Source organism: Chitinophaga sp. W3I9 (assembly GCF_050434025.1).
Lineage (GTDB): Bacteria > Bacteroidota > Bacteroidia > Chitinophagales > Chitinophagaceae > Chitinophaga.
The window spans coordinates 2,204,534-2,221,234 of the sequence record NZ_JBNPWC010000001.1; the positions used below are offsets into that span (position 1 = coordinate 2,204,534).

Genomic DNA, 16,701 nt, shown 5'->3' on the forward strand with positions numbered 1-16,701 from the left:
AGACGCGTTATCATATATCGTGCTCCCGGAAAGGTCTTATCCTAGCTATATCCACAAGGACCCTTTGCTATTAACCGATTATAATGTTGCTATAATATAAAATTTGGTCTGCGTGAGCATAACCGCTGCCAGCAGGCATTTAAAGGTAATGTGGGATGGCGTGGCACGCCATGGCCGTTCCATGTTTTCAGTAGGTGTATTCGGTTAATAGGAAGAAGGGGCGAATTCTTTCGCCCTTTCGCTTTTTTAAACACTTTGATTGTCAGTGAAAGGGTAACGCTATCCCGTTTAACCGGATATCTTTAGATCGCTATGCGTTATTCGTAATTCTTTTTTTAAATTGTGTAGTCACACAGACCAGCCAATGTCTATAAAAGGTGTATGTTTTTTATGCTTGCTCCTGCTGGGGGCCTGTTTTGAGGCGATAGCCCAGGACTCCCTGCGGATATACAACCTGCTCGACTCTGTTCGCCGGCTCCCCTCCGATACCGGGAAAGTGTCTTTACTGCTGAAAAAGGGCGGAGTAAACAACCGCTTTTTTGAATCGCATAAAATAGAAAATCCCTTCTGGCAGGAAGCGCTCACCTTATCGCTACAGCTCAAATATCCCAAAGGAGTATCGCAGGCATACAACGAATTAGGCACCGCCAAAAGAAATAAGTCGCAGTATATCGTTGCAGAAGATTATCACGAAAAAGCACTCAAAGCTGCGGAGGAAGCGAAAGACACTTCCCTCATCGTATTTTCCCTGAATAACGCTGGGGTAGATTGCCGGCGGCAGGATAAACTGCAGAAGGGATTCGACTACCACGTAAAAGCCCTCATACTTGCCGAAAAGATCAACGACATCCGCAATGTTTGCGTGGCCACCAACAGTATCGGGAATATACAGCTCACTACAGAAAAATATGCGGATGCCATCACCCACTTTAACCACGCCCTCGAACTGGAAGAGAAAAGTGATAACCAACTGGGCGTAGCCATTAACCTCGGCAATCTCGGTTACGCATACCAGGGCCAGAATAAACTGGACCTGGCCATCCAATACTATAAACGTTCCCTGGCCATCAACCAGAAAATGGACCGCCCCATCGGTATGGCAATATGTTATAATGCCCTCGGCGCCGCCTATAAGGAAAAGAAAGATTATACGGCCGCCATGGACTACCTGAAAAAAGCACTGGAAGTAAACGACCGGGTAGACGATAAGGTACATGTGGCGGAAAGCTATCTCAGTATCGGTAAACTGCTGGGCGCACAAGGGAAACACGAGGAAGCCAGGAAAAATATGCTGCAATCGATCGAGATCAGCACCTTCTGGGGCTTCAAAGCCATGCTGATGGACGCATATAAAGCACTCGCAGCAGACTTTAAAGAAAGCGGGGACTTTAAAAAATCACTGGAAGCGACCGATAAATCACTGTTGTATAAAGACAGTATCCTGGATGAGAAGTCGGCAATGGCCCTCGCCCAGATGCAAACCATTTACGAAGTAGACCGGAAAGATAACCAGATCCGTAACCTGGAACATGATAAAGTGATAGCGGCGCTACGCACCAAACGCAATGTGGTGGTCACCTTTTTCCTGGCGGCATTCCTGTTAATGGCCATCGTGGGCGGGTTGTTCTATATCCGTCACCGTAACCTGAAGGCAAATAAACGAACCTTACAGCTGGAACTGCGGTCGCTCCGCTCCCAGATGAATCCGCACTTCATCTTTAACTCCCTCAGCTCCATCCACCGGTACATCTGGAGCAATAACCAGGAAGAAGCATCCGACTATCTGACCAAGTTTTCCCGGCTCATGCGCCTCATCCTCGATAACACCCAGCACACTTTTGTTACCCTGAATAAAGAACTGGAATCATTAAGGTTGTATCTTGACCTGGAATCATTACGCTGTAACGGCATCTTTGAATACCGGTTCCTCATAGATGCGGAGATTAATGATGATGAAGTACTGATACCCCCCATGATATTACAACCATATGTGGAAAACGCTATCTGGCATGGACTCGTGCATAAACACCCGGATGAAAAAGGAATCCTTGATATTGAAATTGTACTGGAAAAAAGAAGCCTGGTATGCACGATCACCGATAACGGCATAGGCAGAAAAAAAGCAATGGAAATAAAAGAAAAGAAAGGACGGCTACATAATTCTGTAGGCATGAAAGTAACGGAAGGCAGGATAGACCTGATCCGTAAGATTAATAACAAGGAAGCAAAAGTAACGGTAACAGACCTGGAAGATGAAGCCGGAAAGGCCACCGGAACAAAGGTGACTATAATTTTACCTGCGGAATTTATATTTTAGCTTACTCACTGATAAACCATAAAAACAGCTGATAGCTAACAGCTAACAAAAGCTACTTGTATGAGCGAAATAAAAGCTATCATCGTTGATGATGAGCAACACTGCATTGATGCACTACAAACGATGCTGCAAAAAAAATGTCCCGGTGTACAGGTGATTGGTTTGGGCTAAAAGTGTAAGGGAAGCGAAGGAAATGATTGATGAACTGCAGCCGGATCTGGTATTTCTCGACGTGGAAATGCCCTATCAGAATGGCTTTGAGCTGTTGAAGCTATTTGAAAAGGTGTACTTCGACGTCATCTTCACAACAGCCTATGAACAATATGCTTTAAAAGCAATTAAGTTCAATGCGCTCGACTACCTGCTGAAACCCTTTAGTGTAAAGGAATTACAGGATGCTCTGGAAAAATGCAGGGAGAAGAAATTGAACCGGCCAAAGGACCAGGGCATTTCTCCGATGGAAGTGTTTTTGCAGAACATGAAAACAATACAGCAAACACACAAGAAAATTGCATTACCCACTATCAACGGCCTGGTGTTTATGCCTGTGCAGAACATTGTCCGTTGCGAATCGACCGGTAACTATACCCGCATCTTTTTTACGGATAAGAAAAATCTCATGGTATCCCGCCCCCTGAAAGAGTTTGAGGAGTTGCTGTCTGATGTGGATTTCTTCCGGGTACATAATTCCCACCTGATAAATATGCAGCAAATGCAATCGTATATCCAGGGAGAAGGAGGCTTTGCACTGATGAGTGATGGTACGCAGGTAGAAGTGTCCAGAAGACGCAAAGCAGAGTTCCTGAAAAAGGCGATGCAGTTCTAAATGAGGATGTACAGCGTATTTGCAGAAGTGCGTATTCCGATTTTATTCGTTTTTATGCCAGTTATAATTAATTACCTACCATATAATAAATGGCTATTGCGGGCATATTGGAGATAAACTACTTTTGAATTACGATTTCAATATAAACGCAATATAAAGATTTTATACTCTGCATTACTAGCGTGATTAGCCCCAAAGAAAAAAGACACCACGTGGTGTCTTTTTTGCTTTTATGACATTTTAATCAGTTTTGTACAGATAGATACTTTTAATCAATTATAGCCATTTCATCTGCCTTGTGCTCCAGTTGGTAAAACGAAAGCAGCCGGCGTATCACGCCTTCCACAAGGGCATCCGGACAGGAAGCGCCGCTGGTAAGCAGGATGGTTACCTTTTCTTTTTCCGGTAAAAAGCGGTCAGCAATAATCTCTTCTTTATGGTGAAAGTCCCAGTGATTAATCGCCTTTGCGGATAGTATTTTTTCGGGAGATGAGATAAAATAAGTAGGCAGCTTTTCTTCACACAGTTCCACGAGGTGCGAAGTATTAGAGCTGTTATAGCCTCCCACTACAATGGCCAGGTCAGCAGGTTCCTGCAGCATGCCGGTAACGGCCGTCTGGTTATCATTGGTGGCGTAACAGAGCGTATCGCGGGTATCGGCAAACCTTTCGTCGGCGGTGGCCTCTGTGAGCCCGAAATGAGTGATCATCACCTGCCGGATGTAATCGGCAATGGCCTGCGTTTCGGTAGCCAGCATCGTGGTTTGGTTCACTACGCCTACCCGTTGAAGATCGGTAGCCGGGTTAAAACCGGGTGAATATTGTCCTTTGAACAAGGTATTAAATTCCTCCGGGGTACGCCGGCCGGTAATAAACTCTGCCAGCAGCTCCGCTTCCTTAATATCTTTTACTACCACGGTAGGCGTGCCGGAGGCGCTATGGGAAAAGGTAGCCCTGGTTTCTTCGTGCTTTGGCTTGCCGTGTACAATTACCGTATAGTTTTTCTTACCAATCTGTTCCGCCTTGTTCCATACGCGTTCCACAAAAGGACAGGTGGTATTATATTTCAGCGGTTCAATACCCAGGGAGGCCAGCTGCCGCTCGGTTTCCAGGGTAGTGCCAAATGCAGGGATGATCACAATATCATCTGTTTGCAGGCTTTCCCAGGGAACCAGCTGATGGCCGGCGGTATCCATAATAAATTGCACGCCGCGGTCAAGCAGATCGTTGTTTACATGCGGGTTGTGAATCATTTCACTGAGCAGGAAGATCCGTTTGCCCGGGTTTTCGTCCACGGTTTTGAAGGCAATTTCAATGGCGTTTTCCACACCATAACAGAATCCGAAGTGCCGGGCCAGTAAAATCCGGAGCGGACCAAAATCCAGCTCGGTGGGCGTGAAGTCCTTTTTCATGCGGTCCTGCTGCTTGCGCTGGTTTTTGATGGCGCTGATCAGCGGACTGCGATATATAACCGGAACGTTAAATGTTTTCATGTGTTAAATGGCAGAAAATTGAAGGACAAAGTTAATCAGTTTTCTTTGCTCACTTTGTCCAGCCATGCTTTTTCTTCGGCGCTGAGGCTATTATAACCTTTTTCATTGATTTTATCCAGGAGCTGGTCTAACCTGGAAGGGTCCCTGTCTTCGGCTTTTTTTACCACTTTCAGCGGCGACTTCTTGGGTTTGAATTTACGTGTCGGCCGTTGCTGTCGGCGGTTGTTGAAATCAAATAACCATATCAGGGGCTGGCAGAGGTCAGTACCTGCCTGCAGGGTGCGTATATAGAGGAAGCCCAGCAGGGAACCGCCCATGTGGGAAATCAGGCCGCCGATGTTACCATCCGGGATAGAGATCAATCCCAGTATCACCAGGGCCATCGCCAGCCATTTCAGTTTCACGCTGCCCAGGAACATCAGGCCAATTTCAAAATTGGGCATCAGGGTTGCCGCTGCCACCAGGATACACATGATGGCAGCTGAAGCGCCCACCATAGTGGTACCTACGAAGCCCGGAAAAAGACTGGCACTCAGCAGGTACAATAAACCGCCCGCAATACCTCCCAGCAAATAAAGGGGAAGTACCCGCTTATTTCCCAGGAAATCCCGGAACAGGTTACCAAACCAGTAAAGGTTGATCATATTGAAGAGGGCGTGGAAGATGCCAACATGTGTAAACATGTAAGTGATCAGCCCCCAGGGCTTTAGGATAAATGCGCTGAGCGGAACATTCATGGCCAGCTGGTCATAGGTCCATTCAAAAGGAGTGGGCTGCTTGGTCAGGAACGCAATAAGACGCAGTATATTTAATCCCAGGAAGATGACGATATTCCAGAAAAGCAAATAGTTAACTGTGTTTCCCTGCCTGAGCCAGTAGCGAATATCCGATTGAAATGAGGTCCCGTTCATATACACAAATTAAAATAAAATCCGGGATTAAATAATAGTAATTAACATTTTGAAAGCACGAAAAGTAAGCCCGTTCACTGCTAATGAATATCATCTCTCCTGCACCTGTTAACAACAATTAATCCGGATACTGGTTCTTCCTGCGGCAAAAAAAATGCCGTTTACGCAGTTTAATTTTTTGTCGTAGTAAGATTATTAATAATGCAATTAAAAAATATCTGAGAAGACCAGCCAATACCGCAGCGGAAGGTGGATTTCTTCAATAAAAATACGTATAAACGGGTATTTTTTCGTATTTTTGCCGTCCCATAAAACAGGGTATCCGGGTATTCCGGGTAAAATTTTAATTTTTTATGAGCGAAAACAACATTTCTAACGAACAAAACGCTGAACAACAGGCTCCACAAGCAGAAGCTGCTGTGGTTGAAACAGCGACACCAAAGGCACCTGTAGCAAAAGTTGAAACGGCACACGACGATTTTGACTGGAGCGTTGACAAACGTAACGTTTCTTCTTACAGCAAAGAGGAAAAAGAAAAGTACGATGTTACTTACGACAGCACTTTCAAGGTGTTTGAAGAAAACAGCCTGCTGACAGGTACTGTTGTAGGTTTAACCAACACAGATGTAGTGATCAACATCGGATTCAAATCTGATGGTTTGATTTCTCTGAACGAATTCCGTGATTTACCAGGTCTGAAGATCGGTGATGAAGTGGAAGTGCTGGTAGTAGAAAAAGAAGACCGCGATGGTAACCTGCACCTGAGCCGTAAACAGGCTCGCCAGAAACGTGCATGGGAAAAAATCGTGGAAGTTTACAAAACAGGCGAAGTGGTTACTGGTACCGTTACCAGCAAAACCAAAGGCGGCCTGATCGTAGATGTATATGGTATGGAAACATTCCTGCCGGGTTCTCAGATCGATGTGAAACCAGTTACAGATTACGACCAGTTTGTAGGCAAAACAATGGAATTCAAGGTGGTGAAAGTAAACGAAACCATCCGCAACGCCGTTGTTTCCCACAAAGCGCTCATCGAAAGCGATATCGAACAACAGAGAGTGGATATCATCAGCAAACTGGAAAAAGGCCAGGTGCTGGAAGGTACCATCAAAAATATCACCGACTTCGGTGCGTTCATCGACCTGGGTGGTCTGGACGGCTTGCTGTATATCACAGATATCAGCTGGGGCCGTATCTCCCATCCGAGCGAAGTACTGCAGATGGATCAGAAAATCAACGTTGTTGTGCTTGACTTCGATGACGAAAAACGTCGCATAAGCCTCGGCTACAAACAATTGACCCCGCATCCGTGGGATACTTTGCCAGCTACTATCACCGAAGGTGCTAAAGTAAAAGGTAAAGTTGTAAACATTGAAGACTACGGTGCATTCCTGGAAATCATGCCAGGTGTGGAAGGTCTGGTTCACGTATCTGAAATCTCATGGGCTTCTACGCCAATCAACGCTAAAGAATTCTTCAAATTAGGAGAAGAATACGAAGCCGTTGTAGTTACCCTGAGCAAGGAAGAACGCAAAATGAGCCTGTCTATCAAGCAACTGACAGAAGATCCATGGTCTACTATCGAAACTAAATTCCCGGTTGAAAGCCGTCACAAAGGTATCGTGAAAAACATCACTCCTTATGGCGTATTCGTTGAACTGGAAACTGGTATCGGTGGAATGATCCACATCTCTGACCTGAGCTGGATCAAACGTTTCAACCACCCATCTGAATACACTAAAGTAGGTAACGAAATAGATGTAGTAATCCTGGGTATTGATAAAGACAACCGTAAACTGAGCCTCGGTCACAAACAGATCGAAGAAGATCCATGGAACACTTTTGAAACTATCTTCCCGATCAACTCTGTACACGAAGGTACCGTTGTGAAGAAAGATGATAAAGGCGCTACGGTTCAACTGCAGTACGGTCTGGAAGCTTACGCTCCTGCACGTCACCTCAGAACTGAAGATGAAAAACCAATCAACGTTGAAGATGTGAAAGAATTCATGATCATCGAATTCGATCGCAGCGAAAAACGTATCCTCGTTTCTCATACCAGGGTTTGGGAAAAAGCACAGGCGGAAGAAAAACAGGCTGTAGTGAAAGAGAAGAGAGAAGAAGCTGATAAAACCCGTAAGGCTGTGAAAAACATCCAGGGTAAAGTTGAGAAAGCCACTTTAGGTGATCTCGGCGCTTTAGCTGAACTGAGAGAAAAACTGAAACAATCCGAAGGCGGCGAAGAAAAAAGCGCGCAATAAGATCCGGTTTCATTAAATAATAAATCCCGCTTCGAGTAACATCGGAGCGGGATTTTTTTTATAATAGTTACCGGTCTTTACTTCATCAGCAACGACAGCTTCGCATCATTGAATTCCAGCAAACTGTCCAGTTTCATATTAGCCAACGCATACCGCGGATCATGCCGGTTATGCGCCTCCGGTACCACCACCGTAGTCATCCGCGCCGCCTTGGCAGCAGTCATACCCGTTACAGAATCCTCAAAAGCGATGCAGTCCAGCGGATCACTGCCCAACGCTTTGGCGCAGGCCAGGTACACAGCCGGATGCGGCTTCCCATAATCCTCAAACTCAGCAGAATATACCGCCTGGAAAGCGTCTTTTATCTGCAAATGCTCCAGTGCCGCATTAATCAGGCGCAACGGGGAAGAAGAAGCCAGCCCCATTTTGAACCCTTTCTCCCGGAAATATTGCAGGATATACGATAACCCCTCCATAGGATGGCCCTCCGCTATAATTTTTTGTATTACGCTGTCAATAATTTCATTTACTACCTGCTCTGCACTCTTTCCTTCCCATTTATAGTAATTATGCCAGTAACTCACCACTTCCTTGGTGCGAAGCCCCGTGGTCAGATGCGTCAGCTCTGGCGAAAGGTTTACCCCCACCGTTGCAAACACCTCCCGCATGGCGATGCCCCATAAAGGTTCTGAGTCTATCAGCAGGCCATCCATATCAAATATTACCGTATCTATCATATGTTTTCCATTTATGCGCGGCAAAGATAAGAAGTTATGCGGGGAGATTGCAGTGGGCCGCTAACTGTTTGCCAGCCTGCATTTGGGCTTCAAGTCCACCTTTACTTCCGGTATACGCCGGGGATGCTTCCCCTTAACCCCGTACCAGCGTACCGGCACGCGTTATCCCATAACAATAAGTTATACGCCATAAACTTTGGTTATCGCATTGCTGCGGTAACCAGGCAGGCCGCTCTCCGCCAATCCGTCCCAGACCGGCGTTTACGCCGCCTGCCCGCTGCAAACCTGCGGCCTCTGCTAATTTCCCCCCTTTTTGGAGCCTTATTGAATGTTGAAAAAAGTTTTGGAAAGATGCCCTGCATTTATATCTTTGTATTACTCTACTAAAATTATAGGGAATATGGGTAATGATAGAAGGAATTGTCGTAGAAACAGTTGTTGTTCATCAACACCCATGAGGCGCGTGTAATATGGAAAATCAGTGATCATCTTGCTGTAAATCAACATTATACGAGGCCTCCGCTAACAATCCGGGGGCTTTTTTATTTAAAACGACCAACACCCCCAAACCAGAATTAAATAATTGCTTTACCACCACTGAAAATACTTTTTATGCAAAGCTTCAGAACAGAACTAGAAAATCCAATCGTTGAACAAGATATTATAGACCTGGAGAAGAAGATCCGCCTGTTCCGCGAAGGCGCCGTGTCAGACGAAAAGTTCCGCAGCCTCCGCCTGGCCAGAGGTATTTACGGTCAGCGTCAGCCCGGTGTGCAAATGATCCGCATCAAATTGCCATACGGTAAAATGACCCTGAAACAATGGCACCGCATTACCGAAATTTCAGATGAATATGCCACCAGTAATCTGCACCTGACTACCCGCCAGGACGTACAGATCCACTACGTGAGCCTCGACAGAACACCCGAATTATGGTCTAAACTGGAACAGGATGGCATCACCATCCGCGAAGCCTGCGGTAACACCGTTCGCAACGTCACCGCATCAGACCGCGCCGGTATCGATCCGGATGAACCATTTGACGTTACGCCATACGCCGATGCCACCTTCCGCTACTTCCTGCGTAACCCGGTGAGCCAGGAAATGGGCCGCAAAATAAAGATCTCTTTCTCCTCTTCTGAAAAAGATACAGCCTGGTCATTTATGCACGACTTTGGCATGATCCCCAAAGTAAAGATCATCGATGGTAAAGAAGTACGTGGCTTCAAAGTATTGGTAGGCGGCGGTTTGGGCGCACAACCCTTTCTCGCTAAAGTAGTATACGAGTTCCTCGAAACAGATCAGCTTATTCCATATATCGAAAACGTACTGCGCGTGTTCGACCGCTACGGTGAAAGAACCAGCAGGAACAAAGCCCGCATGAAGTTCCTCATCCAGAAAATTGGAATGGAAGAATTTGAGCGCCTCATTAAAGAAGAATACAAAGCCATAAAAGTAAAAAGCGTACCGGTAGATGCAGACGCATGGCAGGCAACAACACCGCCTCCCGCAGTGCCAACACCGGCTTACAGCATAAAAGATCCAAAGAAATACGAAGCCTGGAAAGCTACCAACACCTTTGAGCAAAAACAAAAAGGATACTTCGCGGCTTACGTTAAAATAACACTGGGTAACATCGGTTCAGCGATCAGCCGCAAACTTATCGAAGCGCTGCGCCCCGTAATAGCCGACGATGTACGTGTAACTGCCAACCAGGGCCTGTTACTGAAATACATCCTGCCGGCAAATCTCCCGTATGTTTTCAGCGTACTGGAAGAAGCAGGCTTTGCAGATCCCGGATTCGACAGCATCGCAGATATCACGGCATGCCCCGGTACCGATACCTGCAACCTCGGCATCTCCAGCAGCACCGGCATCGCCAAAGTACTGGAAGATGTGATCACCGATGAATTCCCGGATCTCGTTTATAACAAAGACATCAAAATAAAGATCAGCGGATGTATGAACTCCTGCGGTCAGCACGGTATTGCCAGCATTGGTTTCCACGGCAGCTCCATGAAGAGCGCCGGTAAAGTACTTCCCGCCCTGCAGGTACTGCTCGGTGGCGGTATTGTTGGCGATGGCGCAGGCCGCGTTGCCGATAAAGTAATTAAGGTACCAAGCCGCCGCGGCCCGGACGTATTACGCAGCCTGCTGCACGACTATGAAATCAATGCCCAGGAAAATGAACTGTTCAACGAGTACTACGACCGTAAAGGTGAAAAGTATTTCTACGAATTGCTGAAACCACTGGCAGATCTCAGTTCCCTTACCGCGGGCGACTTTATCGACTGGGGACAGGCACAGGACTACGCTACAGCCATCGGCGTGGGAGAGTGCGCCGGTGTAATCATCGACCTGGTGGCTACGCTGCTGCTGGAAGCAGAAGAAAAACTGGAACTGAGCAGTGCCGCCATTATTAAAGGCGCCTATTCAGATGGAATTTATCACGCTTATTCTTCCTTTGTGCAGGGCGCAAAAGCACTGTTACTCGGCGAAGCCATCAGCGGCAATACGCAGATCGGTATCATGAACGATTTCGATAAACATTTTGTGGCTGCCGGTAAATTCAGCTTTGAGCCTGATTTTAAAACAGTAGTGCTGCAGATTAACGGTAACGAGCCTACGGAAAGTTTTGCAAAAACTTATTTCCAGCAGGCGCAGTCATTTTATAATGCTGCACAGGTATACCGTCAGAGAGCCAGCGAACTGGTGCAGGCTTAATTATTTATTTATCAAAAACACGACCACTCATGCAAAAGATACAACCCAAACTCACATTGATAGGTGCAGGCCCAGGTGATCCGGAATTGATCACTGTTAAAGGGTTAAAGGCTATTCAAAACGCCAGGGTAATCCTTTATGACGCATTGTCCAGCAATGAACTGCTGGACCATGCGCCGGCTAACTGCCTCCGTCGTTTTGTGGGTAAACGTGCAGGAATGCATGTATATTCACAGGACGAAATAAACAGGATGATTGTAAAATATGCATTAACTTATGGCAGCGTTGTCCGCTTAAAAGGAGGAGACTCCTTTGTTTTCGGCCGTGGCCAGGAGGAAATTGCCTTTGCTCAGCAGTTTGGAATTACCGCGGAAGTGATTCCCGGTATTTCCAGCGCGATCTCTGTGCCAGGCGTCAACAAAATTCCGGTCACTGCACGTAACGTAAGTGAAGGTTTTTGGGTGATCACCGGTAATACACAGAACGGGAATTTATCCCGAGATCTGGATCACGCCATCAGGGCCAATACCACGGTCATCATACTGATGGGGATGAGCAAACTCGCAGAGATTGCAGGTATCTACAGCGCAGCAGGAAAAGGGGAAACCCCCGCCGCTATCATCCAGAATGGTACTTTGCCAACCCAGAAAATGGGAGTGGGCAACGTGGCCGATCTGCTGGAAATAGCCGCTACGCACGATCTGCATAATCCTGCCGTTCTGGTGATAGGCGAAGTGGTGAGCTTCCATGAAGCTTTCCAGGCCTTGAAGAACAAGGTGTCAGAGGAACTAAAAATTGCCGTATAATGGAAGAAAATCATTTATTCCCGGTGTTTTTCAAATTACACCGCCTGCATGTACTCGTTGTGGGTGGTGGTAATATCGGACTGGAAAAAGCCAATGCCATGCTGGAAAATTGCGCAGATGCAACCATTACAGTAGTGTCGTTGGATTTTTTGCCTGAACTGGAGGCGTTAACACACCAGTATCCCAATATTACCCTTGTTCAGAAATCATTTTCATGTGGCGACCTGCTGGGGAAAGACCTGGTAATAGCAGCCACCAACAACAAGGACTTTAATTATTACGTGTGGGAAAAAGCCAAAGGCAGCAAAGTGCTGATCAATGTAGCTGATACCCCTGAGCTTTGTGATTTTTACCTGGGCTCTATCGTAAAAAAGGGAAATCTGAAGATCGCTATTTCTACCAATGGTAAATCACCCACCATTGCCAAACGCCTGAAACAGGTGCTGCAGGAAGCCATCCCGGATACCCTCGATGAAGTATTGAACAAATTATCGCTGATCCGCGAAAAACTGACCGGTGATTTTGCCAGCAAAGTAAAAAAGCTGAACAGCATCACAGAGGTACTGGTGAAGCCCGAAAGTGAAGGTGTGTAATTATTTTTTCAACAACTCCAGCAGCACCTGTGCCTGGTTGTGTGTTTCGTCTTTAGCCCCGTACAGCAATGTTACCCGCTGATGTTGCGCCTTCTTTTTAATACCGGCCAGCAACTCTTTTTTCTCCTGTAATTCATGTTTATATTTTGTTTTGAACTCAGCAAACCGCGCCGGGTCATGGTTAAACCATTCGCGCAGTTCGTTGCTGGGAGCGATTTCTTTTGCCCATTCATCAACATGGGCCCGCTCTTTTGAAATACCCCTCGGCCAGAGGCGGTCTACCAGGATGCGGTAGCCATCGGTATCTGCATAATCTTCGTATATCCGTTTAACCTGTAACATATTTACATAACGTTCACAGGAACCGTATTGTTTTCCTCCATCGTCTTCCCAAAAATTAATATCATTGTACCTATGATAACTCACGGTCAGATCATCAACGCAACGGTGGATTTTGTAAAAACGGAATTAGCAGGAGCAGAAGGGGGCCACGACTGGTGGCATATTTACAGGGTATGGCAACAGGCAAAACATATTGCCGCCACCGAAACAGCCGATATGCTGGTAGTAGAACTGGGCGCCTTGCTACACGATATTGCAGACTCAAAATTTCATAACGGCGATGAAAATATAGGCCCGGCAAAAGCAGGGGCTTTCCTGCAATCACTGGAAGTGCCGGCCGGTATCATCACACAGGTGGAGAATATTATCCGTCACATTTCTTTTAAAGGAGGCAACCAGGAAAAAACATTTTTCTCTGCAGAGTTAGCCGTGGTACAGGACGCCGACCGGCTCGACGCTATCGGCGCCATCGGCATCGCCAGGGCTTTTAATTACGGCGGTTTCAAAAACAGGTCGCTCTACGATCCTGCCATAAAGCCCAATATGCAAATGACAAAAGAGGAATATAAAAACAGCAGCGCTCCTACCATCACACATTTCTACGAGAAATTACTGCTGCTGAAAGACCGGATGAATACCGCTACCGGTAAAAAACTGGCCGAAGAAAGACACGCATTTATGGAAGCATTCCTGGAGCGGTTTTACAAAGAGTGGGAGGGGGAAGCGTAGGTTGCCTTTCTCGCTGATTACGCTGATTATACTGATTACCTTGATTTTACTTTTTTTGATTTTGTAAATGATTTAAAAGACCAGGGGAGATATCAGCGAATATATCCGCTTATATCTCCCCAAATCTTTTAAAATCAAAAAATGATCAAATCAGCGTAATCAGTGTAATAAGTGTAATCCTGAGGAAGACAACATCCAGCTATATCTTCTCGAAGAACAGTGCTTTCAGCTCATCCGCATCCTCGGGTTTCATTTTGCCTCCCAGGATCAGGCGCAGCTGACGGCGGCGTAAAGCGCCTTCATATAACTTTTTTTCTTCTTCTGTGTCGGTCAAGATGCCAGGTACCGGCCGGGAGTTGCCGTTGGGGTCCAGGGCTACAAAGGTCATGAAAGCTTCGTTGGATTTATAGCGGTACTGTTGTACCGGGTCTTCTCCCCAAACTCTCATGTGTACTTCCATGGAAGTATTGAAGGCCCGGCTTACTTTAGATTCAATATGTACCACGTTTCCCAGTTTAATGGGATTTTCGAAAGATATATTATCTACAGAAGCGGTTACTACGGGTGCGCTGCAGTGTTTCATGCAGGCCAGTGCCGCGGCAATGTCCATCCAGTACATCAAACGGCCTCCCATGAGGTTACCGAATGTATTGGTATCATTCGGTAAAACCAGTTCGGTCATCTGTATCAGCGAGTCTTGGGCTCTCTTTGGCGTTAAAGTCATCTTTTATGTATTTCGGACGCAAATTTACTGTTTATATATTTATAGTCGCGTACGCATTTACAGAACAGCGTTGGCAGATAAAGGTTTTTAACAAATAATTTCCGGTACTTGAAAATTCTTTAAAACGCCCTGTAGATAAGTGATGAGAGCTGAATATTATCTCCAAAAAATTAACAAACAAATAAAGCGCTGCCGTAAAAAACTTGGGAGCGACGCAAATTTGTGTAACTTTGCATGACCTTCGGAAGTAGTTTACTTGATCGGTTTTACACCAAACGCAGTCCGGCACTTCCCCGTTTATAGGTCAAGTATTCTTAGCAGAATTTTAGTTTTATGGCAAAATATATCTTCGTTACAGGAGGTGTTACATCTTCTTTGGGTAAAGGAATTATAGCAGCTTCCCTTGCAAAATTATTGCAGGCACGCGGCTTTAGAGTGACTATTCAGAAATTTGATCCATATATCAATGTGGATCCGGGTACATTAAACCCTTATGAACATGGTGAATGTTATGTAACGGAAGATGGCGCAGAAACCGATCTGGATCTCGGGCACTACGAACGTTTTTTGAATACGCCCACGTCTCAGGCCAATAATGTTACCACCGGCCGTATTTACCAGACAGTAATTAATAAGGAAAGGGAAGGAGCTTATCTCGGTAAAACCGTACAGGTAATCCCTCACATTACGGACGAAATCAAACGCCGTATCCTCCTGCTTGGTAAGGATGGCAAATTCGATATCGTTATTACAGAACTTGGTGGTACCGTAGGTGATATTGAATCACTCCCTTACATTGAGGCGGTTCGCCAGTTGCAATGGGAGCTGGGTGAAGAAGATTGCCTGGTAGTGCATCTTACACTGATCCCGTACCTGCGTGCAGCTAAAGAGCTGAAAACCAAACCTACGCAACACTCTGTACGCCTGCTGAGCGAATATGGCGTGCACCCGGATATTATCGTTTGCCGTACAGAAGAACCATTGTACCGCGATCTGAAAAAGAAAATCGCCCTGTTCTGTAATGTACAGGTAGATGCCGTGATCGAAGCAAACGACGTTCCTACCATCTATGAAGTACCGCTGGAAATGATGCGCGAGAAACTCGATGTTTCTGTACTGAAAAGACTGGGATTACCTGTGGAAAAAGAACCTGAACTGGTTAAATGGCGTGAATTCCTGGATAAACTGAAATATCCTAAATCCAAAGTTACCATCGGTTTGATCGGTAAATACGTGGAATTACAGGATGCCTACAAATCTATCCTGGAGTCATTTATACATGCCGGCTCCCTGAACGAATGCAAAGTAGTGGTACAAAATATCCACTCAGAACATATTACACCTGAAAATGTATGTGAAAAGCTGAAGAACCTCGACGGGCTCCTGGTAGCTCCGGGCTTCGGTCATCGCGGCATTGAAGGAAAGATCATCGCCATCCAGTATGCCCGTGAAAATCAGCTGCCTTTCTTTGGTATCTGCCTGGGAATGCAGATGAGCGTAGTGGAATATGCCCGTAACGTACTCGGCTGGAAAGATGCACACTCCGTGGAAATGAATCCTGACACCGCTCACCCGGTGATCAACCTCATGGAAGAGCAGAAGAAAGTGACAGCTAAAGGCGGTACCATGCGTCTGGGCGCTTATGCCTGTGAACTCACACCAGGCAGCAAAGCAGCCGAAATATACGGTGGCACCAACATCAGTGAAAGACACCGCCATCGCTACGAGTTTAATAACGACTTCCTCCAGCAGTTTGAAGACGCCGGCCTCGTTCTTTCCGGTAAAAACCCGGAAAGCGGTCTTGTTGAAATCATCGAACTGCCTACCCATCCGTTCTTCGTGGGCGTACAATTCCACCCGGAACTGAAAAGTACCGTGGAAAGCCCGGCGCCTGTTTTCGTGTCTTTTATTAAGGCCGCCAAACAGTACGCAGAAGCCAAAAACGGCAAAGCCAAAATGGAAGAAACCATCGCGAAGTAACCTGCGCGGAGGTTGTCTTTCCCGCTGATTACGCTGATTATACTGATTAACCGGATTTTTACTTTTGGGATTTTATAAAGGATTAAGGGAGATAGAAGCGGATACATCGCTCTTATCTCCCTTATACTTACCGGTAATTGTATAGATTTTGTTGATTTTAAAAGATTTGGGGAGACATAAGCAATTTCCGCTTATATCTCCCCAAATCTTTTAAAATCAAAAGTGTTCAAATCAGGTTAATCAGTATAATCAGCGTAAT

General features: G+C 46.1%; 13 protein-coding genes. 8 read left to right on the forward strand and 5 right to left on the reverse strand.

Translation table 11 applies throughout. From position 1 onward, the window contains the following. Positions 1-364: 364 nt before the first annotated feature. Both QFZ51_RS09320 and QFZ51_RS09325 read left to right on the forward strand, forming a co-directional pair. Complete coding sequence (locus QFZ51_RS09320) at positions 365-2,317, forward strand: tetratricopeptide repeat-containing sensor histidine kinase (protein WP_429045310.1); 1,953 nt, start codon at positions 365-367, stop codon at positions 2,315-2,317. A 193-nt stretch (positions 2,318-2,510) separates the two neighbouring features. Continuing rightward, positions 2,511-3,143: a LytR/AlgR family response regulator transcription factor gene (locus QFZ51_RS09325; protein ID WP_429045312.1), complete on the forward strand. Its 633-nt coding sequence runs from the start codon at positions 2,511-2,513 to the stop codon at positions 3,141-3,143. A gap of 268 nt (positions 3,144-3,411) precedes the next feature. On the opposite strand, the gene QFZ51_RS09330 is transcribed toward QFZ51_RS09325, so the two are convergent. Together QFZ51_RS09330 and QFZ51_RS09335 are read right to left on the reverse strand one after the other, a co-directional pair. Continuing rightward, positions 3,412-4,635, reverse strand: coding sequence for a 4-hydroxy-3-methylbut-2-enyl diphosphate reductase (locus QFZ51_RS09330; RefSeq protein ID WP_429045314.1), 1,224 nt, complete (start codon positions 4,633-4,635; stop codon positions 3,412-3,414). A 35-nt stretch (positions 4,636-4,670) separates the two neighbouring features. Next, positions 4,671-5,546, reverse strand: coding sequence for a rhomboid family intramembrane serine protease (locus QFZ51_RS09335; protein ID WP_370909651.1), 876 nt, complete (start codon positions 5,544-5,546; stop codon positions 4,671-4,673). A 353-nt stretch (positions 5,547-5,899) separates the two neighbouring features. Here QFZ51_RS09335 and rpsA point away from each other — a divergent pair, with 353 nt between their 5' ends. Beyond that, the gene (rpsA, locus tag QFZ51_RS09340) at positions 5,900-7,807 is read left to right on the forward strand and encodes a 30S ribosomal protein S1 (protein ID WP_370909652.1); all 1,908 of its coding nucleotides are present in this window, start codon (positions 5,900-5,902) and stop codon (positions 7,805-7,807) included. Between the two features lie 77 nt (positions 7,808-7,884). Here rpsA and hxpB read toward each other — a convergent pair whose 3' ends face one another. After that, the gene (gene hxpB / locus QFZ51_RS09345; RefSeq protein ID WP_370909653.1) at positions 7,885-8,544 is read right to left on the reverse strand and encodes a hexitol phosphatase HxpB; all 660 of its coding nucleotides are present in this window, start codon (positions 8,542-8,544) and stop codon (positions 7,885-7,887) included. A gap of 612 nt (positions 8,545-9,156) precedes the next feature. On the opposite strand from hxpB, the gene QFZ51_RS09350 reads away from it, so the two are divergent. Genes QFZ51_RS09350 through QFZ51_RS09360 form a run of 3 tightly spaced genes read left to right on the forward strand, consistent with a single transcriptional unit; the run spans position 9,157 to position 12,667 of the window. Continuing rightward, positions 9,157-11,268, forward strand: coding sequence for a nitrite reductase (locus QFZ51_RS09350; protein WP_429045316.1), 2,112 nt, complete (start codon positions 9,157-9,159; stop codon positions 11,266-11,268). Positions 11,269-11,297: 29 nt separating this feature from the next. Continuing rightward, positions 11,298-12,074, forward strand: coding sequence for a uroporphyrinogen-III C-methyltransferase (cobA, locus tag QFZ51_RS09355; protein ID WP_370909655.1), 777 nt, complete (start codon positions 11,298-11,300; stop codon positions 12,072-12,074). Continuing rightward, complete coding sequence (locus tag QFZ51_RS09360; RefSeq protein WP_370909656.1) at positions 12,074-12,667, forward strand: precorrin-2 dehydrogenase/sirohydrochlorin ferrochelatase family protein; 594 nt, start codon at positions 12,074-12,076, stop codon at positions 12,665-12,667. The genes cobA and QFZ51_RS09360 overlap by 1 nt, the downstream gene beginning before the upstream one ends. Here the strand turns inward: QFZ51_RS09360 and QFZ51_RS09365 are convergent, their stop codons facing one another. Beyond that, positions 12,668-13,009 carry a DUF488 domain-containing protein gene (locus QFZ51_RS09365; protein ID WP_429045319.1) on the reverse strand — a complete coding sequence of 114 codons (342 nt, stop codon included), beginning with the start codon at positions 13,007-13,009 and terminating at the stop codon, positions 12,668-12,670. A gap of 72 nt (positions 13,010-13,081) precedes the next feature. Here QFZ51_RS09365 and QFZ51_RS09370 point away from each other — a divergent pair, with 72 nt between their 5' ends. Then, on the forward strand, positions 13,082-13,738 hold the full coding sequence (locus QFZ51_RS09370; protein WP_429045320.1) for an HD domain-containing protein: 657 nt from the start codon (positions 13,082-13,084) through the stop codon (positions 13,736-13,738). 199 nt (positions 13,739-13,937) lie between these two features. Here QFZ51_RS09370 and QFZ51_RS09375 read toward each other — a convergent pair whose 3' ends face one another. Continuing rightward, entirely contained in the window at positions 13,938-14,462 is a 525-nt protein-coding gene (locus QFZ51_RS09375; RefSeq protein ID WP_370909659.1) for an acyl-CoA thioesterase, read from the reverse strand. A 333-nt stretch (positions 14,463-14,795) separates the two neighbouring features. Between QFZ51_RS09375 and QFZ51_RS09380 the strand changes: the two genes are divergently transcribed. Beyond that, positions 14,796-16,442, forward strand: a complete 1,647-nt coding sequence (locus QFZ51_RS09380; RefSeq protein ID WP_429045322.1) for a CTP synthase — start codon at positions 14,796-14,798, stop codon at positions 16,440-16,442. Positions 16,443-16,701 lie beyond the last annotated feature (259 nt).

Bases quoted from the DNA above. Each gene is read 5' to 3' on its own strand.
- QFZ51_RS09320 (WP_429045310.1), top strand. From the start codon at position 365: ATGTCTATAAAAGGTGTATGTTTTTTATGCTTGCTCCTGCTGGGGGCC.
- QFZ51_RS09325 (WP_429045312.1), top strand. From the start codon at position 2,511: ATGATTGATGAACTGCAGCCGGATCTGGTATTTCTCGACGTGGAAATG.
- QFZ51_RS09360 (WP_370909656.1), top strand. From the start codon at position 12,074: ATGGAAGAAAATCATTTATTCCCGGTGTTTTTCAAATTACACCGCCTG.
- rpsA (WP_370909652.1), top strand. From the start codon at position 5,900: ATGAGCGAAAACAACATTTCTAACGAACAAAACGCTGAACAACAGGCT.
- QFZ51_RS09370 (WP_429045320.1), top strand. From the start codon at position 13,082: ATGATAACTCACGGTCAGATCATCAACGCAACGGTGGATTTTGTAAAA.
- QFZ51_RS09380 (WP_429045322.1), top strand. From the start codon at position 14,796: ATGGCAAAATATATCTTCGTTACAGGAGGTGTTACATCTTCTTTGGGT.
- hxpB (WP_370909653.1), bottom strand. From the start codon at position 8,544: ATGATAGATACGGTAATATTTGATATGGATGGCCTGCTGATAGACTCA.
- QFZ51_RS09350 (WP_429045316.1), top strand. From the start codon at position 9,157: ATGCAAAGCTTCAGAACAGAACTAGAAAATCCAATCGTTGAACAAGAT.
- QFZ51_RS09335 (WP_370909651.1), bottom strand. From the start codon at position 5,546: ATGAACGGGACCTCATTTCAATCGGATATTCGCTACTGGCTCAGGCAG.
- QFZ51_RS09375 (WP_370909659.1), bottom strand. From the start codon at position 14,462: ATGACTTTAACGCCAAAGAGAGCCCAAGACTCGCTGATACAGATGACC.
- QFZ51_RS09365 (WP_429045319.1), bottom strand. From the start codon at position 13,009: ATGTTACAGGTTAAACGGATATACGAAGATTATGCAGATACCGATGGC.
- QFZ51_RS09330 (WP_429045314.1), bottom strand. From the start codon at position 4,635: ATGAAAACATTTAACGTTCCGGTTATATATCGCAGTCCGCTGATCAGC.
- cobA (WP_370909655.1), top strand. From the start codon at position 11,298: ATGCAAAAGATACAACCCAAACTCACATTGATAGGTGCAGGCCCAGGT.